The sequence below is a fragment of the Dongia deserti genome (assembly GCF_003574735.1).
Classification (GTDB): domain Bacteria; phylum Pseudomonadota; class Alphaproteobacteria; order Dongiales; family Dongiaceae; genus Dongia_A; species Dongia_A deserti.
Genome location: NZ_QORW01000012.1, coordinates 93,677 through 108,824, shown reverse-complemented (window position 1 = coordinate 108,824; position 15,148 = coordinate 93,677). Strand labels below are relative to the sequence as shown.

The 15,148-nt window shown below is 61.6% G+C and carries 12 protein-coding genes; 10 read left to right on the top strand and 2 right to left on the bottom strand.

Going from position 1 to position 15,148, the window contains the following annotated elements:
• Nucleotides 1–30 precede the first annotated feature (30 nt).
• Nucleotides 31–441: a hypothetical protein gene (locus tag DTX69_RS19350; RefSeq protein ID WP_119303198.1), complete on the top strand. Its 411-nt coding sequence runs from the start codon at nt 31–33 to the stop codon at nt 439–441.
• 46 nt (nt 442–487) lie between these two features.
• Here the strand turns inward: DTX69_RS19350 and DTX69_RS19345 are convergent, their stop codons facing one another.
• A complete protein-coding gene (locus DTX69_RS19345) occupies nt 488–1,783 on the bottom strand; it encodes a pentapeptide repeat-containing protein (RefSeq protein ID WP_119303197.1) in 1,296 nt (431 codons plus the stop codon).
• A complete protein-coding gene (locus DTX69_RS19340; RefSeq protein WP_162917362.1) occupies nt 1,776–2,402 on the bottom strand; it encodes a hypothetical protein in 627 nt (208 codons plus the stop codon). Before DTX69_RS19340 ends, DTX69_RS19345 begins: the two co-directional genes overlap by 8 nt.
• Before the next feature lie 168 nt (nt 2,403–2,570).
• Here DTX69_RS19340 and proS point away from each other — a divergent pair, with 168 nt between their 5' ends.
• The 9 genes from proS (at nt 2,571) to frr (ending at nt 15,132) form a co-directional block, all read left to right on the top strand.
• Complete coding sequence (proS, locus tag DTX69_RS19335) at nt 2,571–3,899, top strand: proline--tRNA ligase (RefSeq protein ID WP_119303195.1); 1,329 nt, start codon at nt 2,571–2,573, stop codon at nt 3,897–3,899.
• The gene (locus DTX69_RS19330; RefSeq protein WP_119303194.1) at nt 3,896–5,143 is read left to right on the top strand and encodes a lipoprotein-releasing ABC transporter permease subunit; all 1,248 of its coding nucleotides are present in this window, start codon (nt 3,896–3,898) and stop codon (nt 5,141–5,143) included. The genes proS and DTX69_RS19330 overlap by 4 nt, the downstream gene beginning before the upstream one ends.
• A complete protein-coding gene (locus DTX69_RS19325; RefSeq protein WP_119303193.1) occupies nt 5,136–5,819 on the top strand; it encodes an ABC transporter ATP-binding protein in 684 nt (227 codons plus the stop codon). The genes DTX69_RS19330 and DTX69_RS19325 overlap by 8 nt, the downstream gene beginning before the upstream one ends.
• Before the next feature lie 151 nt (nt 5,820–5,970).
• Nucleotides 5,971–7,935, top strand: coding sequence for a PhoX family protein (locus tag DTX69_RS19320; RefSeq protein ID WP_119303192.1), 1,965 nt, complete (start codon nt 5,971–5,973; stop codon nt 7,933–7,935).
• Between the two features lie 287 nt (nt 7,936–8,222).
• On the top strand, nt 8,223–11,660 hold the full coding sequence (dnaE, locus tag DTX69_RS19315) for a DNA polymerase III subunit alpha (RefSeq protein ID WP_119303191.1): 3,438 nt from the start codon (nt 8,223–8,225) through the stop codon (nt 11,658–11,660).
• Nucleotides 11,661–11,914: 254 nt separating this feature from the next.
• Nucleotides 11,915–12,706 (top strand): 30S ribosomal protein S2, encoded by a 792-nt coding sequence (rpsB, locus tag DTX69_RS19310; RefSeq protein ID WP_119303190.1) that lies wholly within the window; start codon nt 11,915–11,917, stop codon nt 12,704–12,706.
• A gap of 129 nt (nt 12,707–12,835) precedes the next feature.
• On the top strand, nt 12,836–13,735 hold the full coding sequence (gene tsf / locus DTX69_RS19305; RefSeq protein ID WP_119303189.1) for a translation elongation factor Ts: 900 nt from the start codon (nt 12,836–12,838) through the stop codon (nt 13,733–13,735).
• Nucleotides 13,736–13,776: 41 nt separating this feature from the next.
• Nucleotides 13,777–14,532 (top strand): UMP kinase, encoded by a 756-nt coding sequence (pyrH, locus tag DTX69_RS19300; protein ID WP_119303188.1) that lies wholly within the window; start codon nt 13,777–13,779, stop codon nt 14,530–14,532.
• Between the two features lie 42 nt (nt 14,533–14,574).
• The gene (frr, locus tag DTX69_RS19295) at nt 14,575–15,132 is read left to right on the top strand and encodes a ribosome recycling factor (protein WP_119303187.1); all 558 of its coding nucleotides are present in this window, start codon (nt 14,575–14,577) and stop codon (nt 15,130–15,132) included.
• The last annotated feature ends 16 nt before the right edge of the window (nt 15,133–15,148 follow it).

Here is a 15,148-nt window from a genome sequence, read left to right as displayed (position 1 = left end):
GCTTCCCGGCTGCATGCTAGCATCAACGCCATGCGGATAGCGGGATCCATCGCACTGGTCCTATTGGCGCTCACGTGGGCCCTTCCGGCCAACGCGGAGATCGCCATTTCGCGCCGAGACTGCGAGCGGCTGGTGCGGCACGAACCGGCGGCTGACGTCACGTATCAGCCGGGCGTCGATGTGCACGGCCAGCCGGTGATGCCGGCGGATCTCGGCGGCGGTGCGCAGATCGAGCTGCCGGACGTGATCTATATCCCCATCGAAGTGCTGATTCAGGACAAATTCGCTATTCCCGCCAATTCGGTGCTGTACGACGCCACTGCCCTGGTCGGGGTGGTCTCGGTCAGGGGCAATCAGGTCTATTTCCAGGACCAGGTGCTGGCCGACCCGGAGATCGCCGCCCTGGAAGAGGCTTGCCGGGAACGGGGCGAGCCAGACTGAAATTCGTTCCGGTCGTTGCTCCTCTTGGAAGTTGTCCTGACTTCACTCAAGCAAATACCTCTTCGTCGCTTATGGTTAGGACGGAAACATTCCTCAAAGGAAATCTCTCAATCTCATCGTTCATTGATTTTCTGAGCTGCTTACGCTGCTCCTCAACTGCTGATTCGTCCAAGATCAAAGCTTGAGCAATTTGGCTTTCAGAGAAATTCGCAGAGCTCAAGGTAGACTTAGGTATTTGGGCTCCGGCGATATTCGCGTCAGAAAAATGCGTCTTGGTCGTCGAAGCTAATGCCAGGTTCGAATTGCTTAAGTTTGCTGCAGAGAGAAAGGCATTATGAAGTATGCAATTTTTGAAATCGCATTCACTAAGATCCGCATTTCGAAGGTCGGCAGATCTCAGATCGGTTCTTCTAAAGTATGCGACCCGCGATACATCGGACATTCGAAATGTTACCAAGACGAGAAACGACGGGGAAAACCTGCACTTCGCAAGTTTCGCATGATTGAGTCTTGCTCCAGCAATCCAAGCACCACTTAGGTTGGCGCCTGAGAGGTCGGCTTTGATTAGGTTTGCGCTTTCCAACTTCGCCAGTGTTAAGTCGGCCTCACGTAGATCAGACTCCTCAAGACTTGCGCCGCTTAAGTCGGAGCGGCCAAGGCGCGCTCCACTGAGATCTGACCTTGCCAAATTGACACCCTGCAGACTTGCGCTAAACAACCGTGTGCCGCTCAGGTTGACAGCCCCAAGTGAAAGCTCAAGCCACATTGTAGGCGAGCTGCTTCTCGGCGATCTCAGAGACAGAATAGTGCGGTTGTTCAAGGCGCTTACATCTTGGTTTCGTAGATCAAGGTAGTTGAAAGTTGCAATACGCCCTGTGTTGGCAGCGTGAGTATGATCGCATAGCCTAAAGAGTAGAGAGGAGAAGCTGCTTATTGCTGGCCACTGCAGCGAAACGGGCCCTGACTGCCATCCGCCCGCCGTTTGCTTGCGAAAGCTCCCTGCCTGAAAGCTTTGATCTGCTAAATCCTGGAAGAAAGCCCACAATACATCTGTAGCGCGCCGCTCAGCGCGATCATAAACGACAAAAGGTGTCTCATCCGCAGCAGAGAGGACGCGGTGTACAGGCATGCCATTCTTCAGAACCCAGTTGACCAAGGGGACGACTTGACCTTCAAGCTGATTTCGCGCGTTCCTCCAGCCATTGAATCGAAGTCGGACTTCATCGGAAAAGAACCGATGGATCTCATTAGTGAGTGGCCCGTGGTGGGCAATTCGGAGAAGCTCAAAGCTTCGCTGTCTAAACCTGTAGCAGCACACCATTTCTGCCAATAGATTATTCATGGTGTCTGACCTTGGCTTTGCGGCGATCGATTTCTAGCGACAGAGGGCCGGAAAGAGAGTCCTCCAGCTTCCGAAACTCATCTGGCTGGCGGTCTCTAACATCCGCCAATCCCTCAAAGAGGTTCGACTCGAACTTCTTCCGGAGTTCGGTTGGACTCATCTTTGGATTGAATGGCTTTAGTTCGTGAGGAATTTGGCTTGCCGCATCGCGGAGCACCGCTATCTTCAGAGGTGACTGAAGGCAATCCGCCGATATTACTTGCGGTGATTGGTCTGCAAGTATGTCGATCCGCTGCAGCAAACTTGCGACAAGGGTTTCCAATTCCTTGCCCTTCGGCCGACGAGCAAGTTCAGCATTACCCAAAAACCTAGTAAGACTAGCGACGTACGCCGCTCTTATCAGGGTCCATACTGTAGCACCGAGCGGGATGTCTTTCCTTTTCGTGAGTGCAAGAGTCATGTCGATTAGACGCGGTACCGCAGCTGCAATTGCTTGTCCGGCAGTAATGGTGTCGGCGGTAAACGCCGTCATCCCGGCTGCAGCAATTGCTTTTACAAGGTCCGCGATGGCGCCGGAGTAGTCCCGCTTAGCAGTATCTGGCCTGACAGTAACAGACATTTGAGACCCTTGCGATTGAGCAACGTGCAACGCTAAAAACTATACAACCAGAGCGCGCTTCAGGAAGACACTAAATTTCGAAGCATAACTCGTGGACAGGGCAGCGCCGTTTGCCTAAATTCCGCCCGGATTCCTGTTAATTCTCAAAGGCGCCGTTAGCGAGGCCAGATGCGTTCATCCCAGTTCTTCCTGCCCACCCTCCGGGAAAATCCAGCCGAGGCCGAGATCGTCTCGCATCGTCTGATGCTGCGCGCCGGCATGATCCGCCAGGCGAGCGCGGGCATCTATTCGTGGCTGCCGCTCGGCTTCAAGGTGCTGAAGAAGGTCGAGCAGATCGTGCGGGAAGAGCAGGACCGCGCCGGCTGCCAGGAGGTGCTGATGCCGACCATCCAGTCGGCCGACCTTTGGAAGGAGTCCGGCCGCTACGATGCCTACGGCAAGGAGATGCTGCGCATCAAGGACCGGCGCGACCGCGAGATGCTCTACGGCCCAACCAACGAAGAGCAGATCACGCAGATCTTCCGCGATTCGATCAAGTCGTATCGCTATGTGCCGAAGATGCTCTATCACATTCAGTGGAAGTTCCGTGACGAGGTGCGGCCACGCTTCGGCGTGATGCGTGGGCGCGAGTTCCTGATGAAGGACGCCTATTCCTTCGACATGGATTACGAGGGTGCCAAGCGCTCCTACAACAAGTTCTTCGTCGCCTATCTGCGCACCTTCGCGCGCATGGGCATGCACGCGATTCCGATGGAAGCGGAAACCGGGCCGATCGGCGGCAATCTCAGCCACGAGTTCATCGTCCTGGCCGACACCGGCGAGAGCCAGGTCTATTGCGACCGCAAGTTCCTGGACTACGACGTGCTCGGCAAGGACATCAACTACGAGAATCCTTCCGAGGTGGAAGGCGTGGTGAAACACTTCACGTCGCTCTACGCGCGCACCGATGAAAAGCACGACCAGTCGGCATTCGAGAAGGAGGTGGCCGATGCGGGGCAGCGGTATGTCGGGCGCGGTATCGAAGTGGGCCATATCTTCTATTTCGGCACCAAGTATTCGGAGCCGCTGAAGGCACAGGTGCAGGACAAGGACGGCAATCCGCTCACCGTCCACATGGGCTCCTACGGCATCGGCGTCTCGCGCATGCCGGCAGCCATCATCGAGGCCAGCCATGACGAGAACGGCATCGTCTGGCCGGAGAGCGTGGCGCCGTTCAAGGTCGGGCTGATCAACATCAAGGTCGACGACGCTGCCGCGACCCGGATGTGCGAGGACATCTACGCCAAGCTCAGGAACGCGAACGTCGAGGTGCTCTATGATGATCGCGACGAGCGCGCCGGTGCCAAGTTTGCGGAGATGGACCTGATCGGCTTGCCCTGGCAGTTCGTGGTCGGCCCGCGCGGCGCGGCCAAGGGCCTGGTCGAGATGAAGAACCGCAAGACGGGCGAGAAGGTCGAGCTCAGCGTCGACGCGGCGCTCGAGCGGCTGGGCGCATGATCTTTTCCGCGTTCGAACGCCTCGTCGCCTTCCGCTATCTGCGCGCGCGCCGCGAGGAGGGCTTCGTCTCCGTCATCGCTGGCTTCTCGCTGCTGGGTATCGCGCTCGGCGTCGGCACGCTGATCGTGGTCATGAGCGTGATGAACGGCTTCCGAGCCGAGCTGCTTGGCCGCATCCTCGGCGTGCAGAGCCACATCACCATCAACTCCATGCAGGGGCCGCTCAAGAACTATCAGGAGATCGTCGATCGGGTGAAGGGTTTGCCGGGCGTGCAGAGCGTCGCGCCGATGATCGACGGCGAAGTGTTCATATCCGCCAACGGCGTGGGCAACGGCGCCTATATGCGCGGCTACAGGGCGGAGGATCTGCGCAATCGCACCTTGATCGCGAACGGCGTGATCGAAGGCTCGCTCGACGACTTCAAGGGCGAGGACGCCGCGATGATCGGCGTCGGCATGGCCCGCAATCTCGGCCTCACCGTCGGATCGGAGTTCAAGGCGATCTCTTCGAAGACGCAGGCCACCATGATGGGCACGATCCCGCGCATCAAGGAGTTCCGCGTGGTCGCCATCTTCGATGTCGGCATGTCGCAATACAACGCGTCTTTCGCCTTCATCCCGCTCGAGGCGGCACAGCTCTACTTCCAGCAAAAGAGTGCCGCGAGCGCCATGGAAGTGATGGTCAACAACATCGAGGATGTCGGACTGGTCAAGCGGGAGCTCGCCAAGACGCTCGGGGCCGGATTCCGCCTCACGGATTGGCAGGCGCTGAATGCCGATCTGTTCGGCGCAGTCGAGGTGGAGCGGAACGTGATGTTCCTCATCCTCACCCTCATCATCATCGTCGCCGCGTTCAATATCATCTCCGGGCAGATCATGCTGGTGAAGGAAAAGGGGCGGAACATCGCCATCATGCGCACCATGGGCGCAACGCGCGGCGCGATCCTGCGGGTGTTCCTGCTGTCCGGCGCCAGCATCGGCGTGATCGGCACGTTCCTCGGCTGCCTGCTCGGCACTGCGTTCGCTGACAATATCGAGACCATCCGCCGCTGGCTGGAAGGGTTGACCGGCGTGCCGTTGTTCAACGAGACGATCTACTTCTTGTCGAAGCTGCCGGCGATCGTGGACCCGGTGGAAGTGACGCTGATCGTGATCATGGCGCTGGTACTGACGCTGCTGGCCTCGCTCTACCCGGCCTGGCGTGCCGCGCGGCTCGATCCGGTGGAGGCGCTGCGCTATGAGTGAGCCGGCGCTCGAGCTCAGGAACGTGCAGCAGCGCTTCCGCCAGGCCGGCAATGGCTGGCTGGAAGTCATCAAGCGCGCCGATCTGCAGCTGCGCCCGGGTGAGATGGTGGCTTTGGTCGGGCCGTCGGGTTCGGGCAAGTCGACCCTGCTGCACATCTGCGGCCTGCTGGAGCATCAGGCGGATGGCGACGTCGTCATCAAGGCCACGCCGACCCGCGCGCTCAGCGACGACAAGCGCACAGCTTTGCGCCGCACGACCATGGGCTTCGTCTACCAGTATCATCACCTGCTGCCGGAATTCTCGGCACTCGAGAACGTGGTCATTCCGCAGATGATCGCCGGCAAGTCACGCGCCGAGGCCCGCACCCGGGCAACCGTCTTGCTGAAGCGGGTCGGTCTGGGCGAGCGCCTGGACCATCGCCCCGCCAAGCTGTCCGGCGGCGAACAGCAGCGGGTCGCCATCGCGCGGGCGCTGGCAAACGGCCCCGCCATCGTGCTGGCCGATGAGCCGACCGGGAACCTCGACATGCATACCGCCGAGCACGTGTTCGACATGCTGGAGCACCTAGTGCGTGAGGATGGCGTGGCGGCACTGATCGCGACCCACAATCTCGAGATTGCGCGCCGCATGGACCGCGCTGTTACAATTCAGGACGGGGTGCTGGTCGCGGCGTGACGATGGCTGTGGATCGTCATCGTCTCGGTACGGCGTTTGTCACAAATCTGTCATCTACGAACAATACGAGAGTCATGCAGGCTCATTAACTAGCGAAGGCCACATTGACAGCAGAATCGTCAGCGCTGGCCATTTCCCTGGGAGAGCCAAAATGACCGAAGATCGCCACTATCGCATCCCGCGCGTCCTCAAGGATGAGGATGATCTGAACCCGAGCAACCCGAGTCCGGGCGCCACATTCCAGGACATCGCCGAGATCCGCTTCAGCCGCCGTGCTGCGCTGAAAGGTCTGCTTGCCACCAGTGCCCTGACGGCGGTCGGCACGGCACTCGCGCCGCTGCAGAAGGCGCACGCGGCGGCCGGTGAGTCGACCCTGAAGTTCAGCGAGATCCCGCACGCCTATGATGCCGAGTTTCATGTCGCCGACGGTTACGAAGCGCAGATCCTGCTGCGTTGGGGCGACAAGGTACTGGCTGATGCTCCGGAGTTCACGCCGGGCAAGCTGACCGCCGAAGCGCAAGCGAAGCAGTTCGGCTACAACTGCGACTTCATCGGCTACATGCCGCTGCCGGCCGGATCCGACAACAGCGAAAACGGCCTGCTGTTCATAAACCATGAATACACCATCCCGCATCTGATGTTCCCCGGCTTCGCGGACGACAAGGCGGCTTTCGAAGGAACAACTGCCGACAGTACCGCGGTCGAACTCGAGGCGCACGGCGGCACAGTGGTGGAGGTGAAGAAGGAAGCTGGCGCCTGGAAGGTGGTCGACGGTAGCAAATACAACCGCCGCATCACTCTGAACACCGAGATGGAGATCGGCGGGCCCGCCGCCGGCCACGACCGGATGAAGACCTCGGCCGACCCGACCGGCAGGAAGGTGCTGGGCATGATCAACAACTGCGCCGGCGGTTGGACCCCCTGGGGCACCATCCTGACCGGGGAAGAGAACTTCCATCAGTACTTCGGCGGGGATCCAGCGGGCACAGCCGAGGCCACCAACCACAAGCGCTACGGCATCAAGGCAGAGCCGAGCTATCCCTGGGGCAAGTTCGTCGATCGCTTCGACGTGACGAAGGAGCCGAATGAACCGAACCGCTTCGGTTGGATCGTCGAGGTCAACCCATACGAGCCCGACCAGGCGCCCGTGAAGCGCACAGCGCTGGGCCGGTTCAAGCATGAAGGGGCCCAAGCTGTCGTCGGTGCGGATGGACGTGTGGTCGCCTATACCGGTGACGACGAACGCTTCGAGTATGTCTACAAGTACGTCAGCAACGGCACCTTCGATCCCGCCGCGGGCGTCGCAAATTCCGCGCTGCTCGACGACGGAGTGCTGCACGTCGCGAAGTTCTCCGATGACGGCAACGTGGACTGGCTGCCGCTGGTGCATGGGCAGGGCGAGCTGACCGAGGCCAACGGCTTCAAGTCGCAGGCCGATGTCTTGATTGAAGCGCGTCGGGCCGCCGACCTGCTCGGCGCCACCAAGATGGATCGCCCAGAAGACATCGAAGCCGATCCGAAGACTGGCAAGGTCTATCTCGTCCTTACCAAGAACGACAAGCGCAAGCCGGAGCAGGTCGATGCGGTGAACGCGCGGGCCGATAACAAGTGGGGCCATATCGTCGAGCTGACGCCGCCCACCAAAGACGGCAAGCTAGACCATGCCGCCGCCAAGTTCGCGTGGAACATCTTCATCCAGGCGGGCAATCCAAAGGACGCGGCTCAGGGTGCCAAGTATGGCGGCGAGGTTAGCGAGAGTGGCTGGTTCGCGTGTCCGGACAATGTCGCCTTCGATCCGAAAGGGCGTATCTGGATCGCCACCGACGGCTTCCCCGATTTCGGCATTCATGATGGTGTCTGGGCGGCTGATTTGGATGGTGCCGGCCGGGCCATCACCAAGCACTTCCTCGGTTGCCCGCGCGGCGCGGAATTGTGCGGCCCGGTCTTCACACCCGACGGACAAACCTTGTTCGTGGCGGTCCAGCACCCGGCCGAAGAGGACGAGTCGAACTTCGACAAACCCACCACGCGCTGGCCGGACTTCGCGGACGGTGTGCCGCCGCGGCCGTCCGTCCTCGCCATCGTGAAAAAGGGCGGCGGCGAAATCGGCAGCTGATTTCGTTCCCCGAGGAGCTCCGCGCCGGCGATCGGCGCGGACGCTCCCCCTGTCCTGTCCTCGCCCCTCTTCTTCGGAAGAGGGGCTTTTCTTCCTTCACGTCACCGGATTTTCACATTGCCGCCATGCAATGGCCTTCAGCGTCCGTCAGTGTGCCTGACGAGGTAAGCCTCTCCCCCTTGACGGCGCCCATCGTTCTTACCCCTGACGCGGTGGGCGCCCTTTTTTCCTTAAGATTCGACTCGGCGAGTCGTTAAACTGGGCATCGATCAACGACCAGAGTGCCCATGCCGTACGCCGATTTCGTCCATCTGCGCGTCCACTCCGCCTATTCCCTGTCCGAAGGCGCCATCAAGCCCAAGCAATTGGTGGAGCTGGCGCGCCGCCAGCAGATGCCAGCCGTGGCCGTAACCGACACCGGCAATCTGTTCGGTGCCATGGAGTTCTCGTCCTACGCCAAGGATGCGGGCGTCCAGCCGATCATCGGCTGCCAGATGTCGGTGACACGGCCGGACGAGCCCGAAGGTCCCGGGCAGCGCCCGACGCCGGACCAGCTGGTCCTGCTGGTGCAGAACGAGGCCGGCTACCGCAATCTCATGAAGCTCAGCAGTGCGGCCTTCCTGGAGACCGAGCCCGGCCTGGTTCCCCAGGTGTCGATTGCCAGACTGGCGGAGCACGCCGAAGGGCTGCTGGCCTTGACCGGCGGTGTGGCTGGAGAGGTAGGGCGGCATCTGCTGGAGAACCGGCCGGACGCGGCGCGGGCGTCGCTCGATCGGCTGAAGGGCATTTTCCCGGGCCGGCTCTATATGGAGCTGCAGCGGCACGGCTTGCCGCAGGAGAACCAGACCGAGGAAGGGCTGGTCGAGCTGGCATACGCCACCGACCTGCCGCTGATCGCCACCAACGATGTGTTTTTCAGCGACGAGGGCATGTTCGCGGCGCACGACGCGCTGCTGTGCATTGCTCAAGGCGCGTACGTGGATCAGCCGGGCCGGCGCCGCGTGACGGCAGAACACCGCTTCAAGTCTGCGCGTGAGATGCGTGAGTTGTTCCGCGATCTACCAGAGGCGGTCGACAATACTCTGGTGGTCGCGCGGCGCTGCGCCTTCATGCCGCCTACACGCAAGCCGATCCTGCCCGGATTCGAGGAGGGCGCGGACGAGGCGACCGTGCTACGTGACAAAGCGAACGAAGGACTGGAATTGCGGTTTCAGGCGCTCGGGATCGAAGGCGAGGCGCGTAAGCCCTATCTGGACCGGCTGGAATTCGAGCTCGGCGTCATCATCCAGATGGGCTTCCCGGGCTACTTCCTGATCGTGTCCGAATTCATCCAGTGGGCAAAGAAGGAGTCGATTCCCGTCGGGCCGGGCCGTGGCTCTGGTGCCGGCTCGGTGGTCGCCTGGGCGCTCACCATCACGGACCTCGACCCGCTGCGCTTCAATCTGCTGTTCGAGCGCTTCCTTAATCCGGAACGCGTGTCGATGCCGGACTTCGATATCGACTTCTGCCAGGACCGCCGTGACGAGGTCTTGCGTCACGTGCAGGAGCGCTACGGCCGGGACCGCGTCGCCCAGATCATCACTTTCGGTAAGCTGCAGGCACGCGCGGCGCTGCGCGACGTCGGCCGCGTGCTGCAGATGCCGTACGGGCAAGTCGACCGGCTCTGCAAGATGGTGCCGAACAATCCTGCCAATCCGGTGATGTTGAAGGACGCGATCCACAGCGAGCCGATGCTGCAACAGGCGCGGGATGAGGACGCGGCCGTTGCCCGCATGCTCGAGACGGCCTTGAAGCTCGAAGGGCTCTATCGTCATGCCTCGACCCACGCGGCCGGCGTCGTGATTGGCGACCGCCGCTTGGATGAGCTGGTGCCGCTCTATCGCGATCCGCGCTCCGATATGCCCGTTACGCAGTTCAACATGAAGGACGTCGAGAAGGCCGGCCTGGTCAAGTTCGACTTCCTGGGCTTGAAGACGCTGACCGTCCTGCAGACGGCGGTCGAGCACATCAAGAAGAGCACGAGCGAGGCCATCGATCTCACGCGCTTGCCGCTCGACGACGCCAAAACCTACGCCATGCTGGCCAACGCCGATGCGACCGGGGTGTTCCAGTTGGAAAGTTCCGGCATGCGCGACGTGCTGAAAAAGCTGAAGCCCGACCGGTTCGAGGACATCATCGCCGTGGTAGCGCTCTATCGCCCCGGCCCGATGGACAACATCCCGCGCTACATCAACTGCAAGCACGGCAAGGAAGAGCCGGACTACCTGCACCCCTCGCTGGAAGGCATCCTCAAGGAGACCTTCGGCATTATGATCTACCAGGAGCAGGTGATGCAGATCGCCCAGGTCCTGTCCGGCTATACGCTGGGCGGCGCCGACCTGCTGCGCCGCGCCATGGGCAAGAAGATCAAGGAGGAGATGGAGGCGCAGCGCAAGGCGTTCGTCGACGGTGCGGTCGCGCGCAGCGTCGATGCCGATAAGGCGGCGCAGATCTTCGACCAAGTCAACAAGTTCGCCGGTTACGGATTCAACAAGAGCCACGCCGCGGCCTATGCGCTGGTCGCCTACCAGACGGCGTACCTGAAGGCGAACTATCCGGTCGAGTTCCTGGCCGCCTCGATGACCTACGAGCTTGCCAATACGGACAAGCTGAACGTCTTCCGCCAGGAACTGACGCGTCAGGACATCGCGCTGCTGCCGCCGGACATCAACAAGTCTTATCCGACCTTTTCGGTGGAGCGGCAGGCGGACGGATCGCTGGCTGTCCGTTATGCGCTGGCTGCGGTCAAGAATGTCGGCCTCGGCGCGATCCAGGCGATGGTCAAGGCGCGGGAGGAGGGCGGACCGTTCCGCGATCTCGCCGATTTCTGCGAGCGCATCGACCCCAAGAGCCTGAACAAGCGGCAGCTCGAAAACCTGGTGCTGGCGGGTGCTTTCGATTCCATCCACCCGAACCGCAAGCAGGTGTTCGAGGCCGTTGAGCAGATGCTGCGCCAGGCCGCGGCCGTGACGGAGGCCCGGACCAGCTTCCAGAGCAGCCTGTTCGGCGACGCGGCCAAGGCCAAGGTGATGCTCTCGACGACTCTCGACTGGTCGCCTATGGAGCGCCTGCAGCACGAGTTCGGCGCCATCGGCTTCTACCTCTCCGCCCATCCGCTGGATGCTTACGGCGCCAGCCTGAAGCGGCTGGACGTGGTCTCGCATGCGGAGCTCGGTAGCTGGATGCGGGCGCGCGGTAGCAACCGGGCCAAGGTGGCAGGCTTGCTGTTGAGTAAACAGGAGAAGACCTCAGCCAAGGGCAATCGGTTTGCCTTCCTGCAGCTGACGGATCAGTCCGGCATGTATGAGGCGACGATCTTCTCCGACCGTCTGCAGGCCGCGCGGGAGCATCTGGAGCCGGGGCGGGCGCTGCTGCTCTCCGTCGACATCCGGGCCGAGGAGGATAATCTGCGCCTGATGGTCAATTCGGTGGAACCGCTGGACCGCGCGGTCGCCAACACTGCCGCGGGCCTGCGGATCTTCCTGCGCGACGCGGCAGCGGTGAACAGCTTGCAAAAGGTCCTCGCCAGCGCGGGTAGGGGGAAGGGTAAGATCGAGCTGGCCCTGGATGTGCCGGACAAATCCTGGGAGGTGGCGGTCACCTTGCCGGGCCGCTACGCCGTTTCGGGCGCTGTGCGGGGTGCCGTCACAGCGATCCCGGGTGTGGTGGCGGTTCAGGACACATAACTTTACAATGCGCACCAAGCATATGAATTTATGATATTTTCTTCATATCGCGGGTGACACGCGAAGCAGTAGAAACTCGCTTTTGGCCTTGCAAATCAGCACCTAAGCCGCTACTTAACCCGCGCTTGAAACCCCATGCGGGTTCGCGCGCTGGCGGGGAGAAATCCCGCCGGTTCGCTCCGGTGCCGGCCAGGTCAGCAGATCAGGGGCCGGTCACTTACCCGCAGAGGCTTAACCGGAAAAGGACGTTCTCAATGGCGATGCCGCATTTCTCCATGCGCCAGCTCCTCGAAGCTGGCGTGCACTTTGGCCACCATACCCGCCGCTGGAATCCGAAGATGGCTCCGTTCCTCTTCGGCGTGCGCAATGGCATTCACATCATCGATCTGGAACAGACGGTTCCGATGCTCGACCAGGCCGTGAAGGCGGTCCGCGACGTGGCGGCCTCAGGCGGTCGCGTGTTGTTCGTCGGCACCAAGCGGGCGGCCTCCGACAAGATCGCCGAGGCGGCGAAGCGCTGCGGTCAGTATTACGTCAATCACCGCTGGCTGGGCGGCATGCTGACCAACTGGAAGACCATCTCCCAGTCGATCAAGCGCCTGCGCGAGATGGAGGACCGCCTGGAGAGCCACACCCAGGGACTGACCAAGAAAGAGCTCCTGATGCTGACACGCGACCGCGACAAGCTCGAGCGGGCGCTGGGCGGCATCAAGGATATGGGCGGTCAGCCCGACATCCTGGTGGTGATCGATACGCTCAAGGAGCAGATCGCGATCCAGGAAGCCAACGTGCTGAACATCCCAGTCGTGGCGGTGTGCGACAGCAACTCCGATCCGACCAACGTCACCTACCCGATCCCGGGCAATGACGACGCCACCCGCGCGATCGCGATGTATTGCGATCTGTTCGCGGGCGCCGTTCTCGACGGCCTGCAGCAGGAGGCGATCTCCCGCGGCAAGGACATCGGCGAGGCAGAGGAACTGCCTGGAGAGACCCTGCCGACCCCGGCTGGCGAGGAGGAAGCGGCCCAGGCGGCGAACGCCTGACGCGCGCTGTTGGGTTCAACCCAATGGGGTGCTGGGCGGCAACGCACAGTGCCCCATTGGCACATATGGCCTCAGGGCATGATCTCTGAGATTGAACGACTGAGATAAAAGAGCTGAAAGGACAAGGACATGGCCGAGATTACTGCGGCGCTGGTCAAGGAGCTGCGCGAGATCTCCGGTGCCGGAATGATGGACTGCAAGAAGGCGCTGGTTGAGAACAACGGCGACTTGGAGCAATCGGTGGATTGGTTGCGCAAGAAGGGCTTGGCAGCGGCGGCCAAGAAAGCTGGCCGCGTGGCGGCGGACGGCTTGGTCGGCATTGTGGCCGATGGCAATGAAGGCGCCCTAGTCGAGGTCAATTGCGAGACCGATTTCGTTGCCCGTAACGAGCAGTTCCAGGGCTTTGTGGCAGCCGTGGCCAAGCTGGCCCTGAAGACTTCGGATGTCGAGGCGCTGAAAGCCATGCAGCTGTCCGGCGAGAGCCTGACCGTCGCCGAAAAACTGACGCAATTGGTGGCGACTATCGGCGAGAACATGCAGCTGCGCCGGACGGCGAAGCTCGGCGTCAGCAACGGTGCGGTGGCCGCTTACATGCATAATGCCGTGGTTCCGGGTCTGGGCAAGATCGGCGTGCTAGTCGGACTCGAATCGACCGGCGACAAAGCCAAGCTGACGGCATTCGGCCGGCAGGTCGCGATGCACGTGGCGGCCAGCAATCCGCAGGCCCTGACCATCGAAGCGGTCGACCCCGCCGCGTTGGAGCGGGAGCGTTCAGTCCTGGCTGAGCAGGCCAAGACCTCGGGCAAGCCGGCGGAGATCATCGGCAAGATGGTCGAAGGCCGCCTCCGCAAGTATTATGAGGAAGTGGTGCTGCTCGAGCAGGTCTACGTCCACGATCAGGATCTTCGCGTGAAGCAAGCGGTCGAGAAGGCGGGCAAGGAACTTGGCGCGCCGATCAAGATTACTGGCTTCGTGCGCTTCGCCCTGGGCGAGGGCATCGACAAGGAGCAGGCTGACGCGGCTCAATAGTGTCTGAGGCGAATCGGGTTGTTGGGGCGGGAGGTCGACGGATGGTGACGGAAGAACCCACGAAACTGCTCTACAAGCGGGTCTTGCTGAAGATCTCCGGCGAGGCCCTGATGGGGCAGCGTGAGTTCGGCCTCGATCCCGCCACCATCAACCGAGTCGCTGAAGAGGTGAAGCAGGTCCACGCCCTGGGCGTGGAATGCTGCCTCGTCATCGGCGGCGGGAACATCTTCCGCGGGCTGGCGGGCGCGTCGCAGGGCATGCAGCGCGCCTCCGCCGACTACGTGGGCATGCTGGCGACCGTCATGAATGCGCTCGCCATGCAGAACTCCCTGGAGCAGATCGGAGTCGATACCCGCGTCCAATCCGCCATCAGCATGCAGTCGATCTGCGAGCCCTACATCCGCCGGCGCGCCATCCGGCATCTGGAAAAGCGTCGGGTGGTGATCTTCGCCGCGGGCACCGGCAACCCGTTCTTCACCACAGATACCGCGGCCGCTCTGCGGGCGTCCGAAATGGGTTGTGAAGCACTGCTGAAGGGCACGAAGGTCGACGGTGTTTACAGCGCAGATCCGAAGCTGCATCCGGAGGCGACGCATTTCACGCACATGACGCACCATGATGTGTTGTCGCGCGACCTTAAGGTCATGGATGCGGCGGCAATTTCCCTGGCGCGTGAGAACAAGATTCCGGTCATCGTCTTCTCTATCCACAAGCCGGGGAACTTCGCGCGGGTGATGCTGGGCGAAGGCAAACATACGATCATCGCCGACGCGCCGCCCCGCGCCGTCAACGCATAGGAATGAGCCAGATCAACAGGGGTATTGTCAGGGTGAAGCATCATGACTGACGCCAGATTGAACGAATTCAGCCGCCGCATGGACGGCGCGCTGGAGGCGCTGCGCAAGGAGTTCGGAGGCCTCAGGACCGGGCGCGCGTCTGCGCATTTGCTCGACCAGGTCGTGGTCCAGGCCTATGGCAGCCCGATGCCGCTCAACCAGGTCGGCACGGTCAACGTGCCAGAGCCGCGCATGATTACCGTCAACGTGTGGGACCGATCGCTCGTCGGCGCCGTCGAAAAGGCGATCCGCGATGGCGGTCTCGGCCTCAATCCCGCCAGCGACGGCCAGCTCGTGCGCGTGCCGATCCCGGAGCTGAGCCAGGAGCGGCGCACGGAGCTGACGAAGATCGCGCATAAATATGCGGAGCAGGCCCGCGTCGCGGTGCGCAATGTCCGGCGCGACGGCATGGAATTCCTGAAGAAGCAGGAAAAAGACGGGAAGATTTCGGAGGACGAGCATCGCGACCTGCACGACCAGGTGCAGAAGCTGACCGACGAGCATGTGAAGAAGGTCGACGAGGCGCTCGCTACCAAAGAAAAAGAGATTATGCAGGTCTGATGTGAGCCAGCCGATT

Coding starts and splice junctions, on each gene's coding strand:
- DTX69_RS19350 (WP_119303198.1), top strand. CDS start 31: ATGCGGATAGCGGGATCCATCGCACTGGTCCTATTGGCGCTCACGTGG.
- DTX69_RS19345 (WP_119303197.1), bottom strand. CDS start 1,783: ATGAATAATCTATTGGCAGAAATGGTGTGCTGCTACAGGTTTAGACAG.
- DTX69_RS19340 (WP_162917362.1), bottom strand. CDS start 2,402: ATGTCTGTTACTGTCAGGCCAGATACTGCTAAGCGGGACTACTCCGGC.
- proS (WP_119303195.1), top strand. CDS start 2,571: ATGCGTTCATCCCAGTTCTTCCTGCCCACCCTCCGGGAAAATCCAGCC.
- DTX69_RS19330 (WP_119303194.1), top strand. CDS start 3,896: ATGATCTTTTCCGCGTTCGAACGCCTCGTCGCCTTCCGCTATCTGCGC.
- DTX69_RS19325 (WP_119303193.1), top strand. CDS start 5,136: ATGAGTGAGCCGGCGCTCGAGCTCAGGAACGTGCAGCAGCGCTTCCGC.
- DTX69_RS19320 (WP_119303192.1), top strand. CDS start 5,971: ATGACCGAAGATCGCCACTATCGCATCCCGCGCGTCCTCAAGGATGAG.
- dnaE (WP_119303191.1), top strand. CDS start 8,223: ATGCCGTACGCCGATTTCGTCCATCTGCGCGTCCACTCCGCCTATTCC.
- rpsB (WP_119303190.1), top strand. CDS start 11,915: ATGGCGATGCCGCATTTCTCCATGCGCCAGCTCCTCGAAGCTGGCGTG.
- tsf (WP_119303189.1), top strand. CDS start 12,836: ATGGCCGAGATTACTGCGGCGCTGGTCAAGGAGCTGCGCGAGATCTCC.
- pyrH (WP_119303188.1), top strand. CDS start 13,777: ATGGTGACGGAAGAACCCACGAAACTGCTCTACAAGCGGGTCTTGCTG.
- frr (WP_119303187.1), top strand. CDS start 14,575: ATGACTGACGCCAGATTGAACGAATTCAGCCGCCGCATGGACGGCGCG.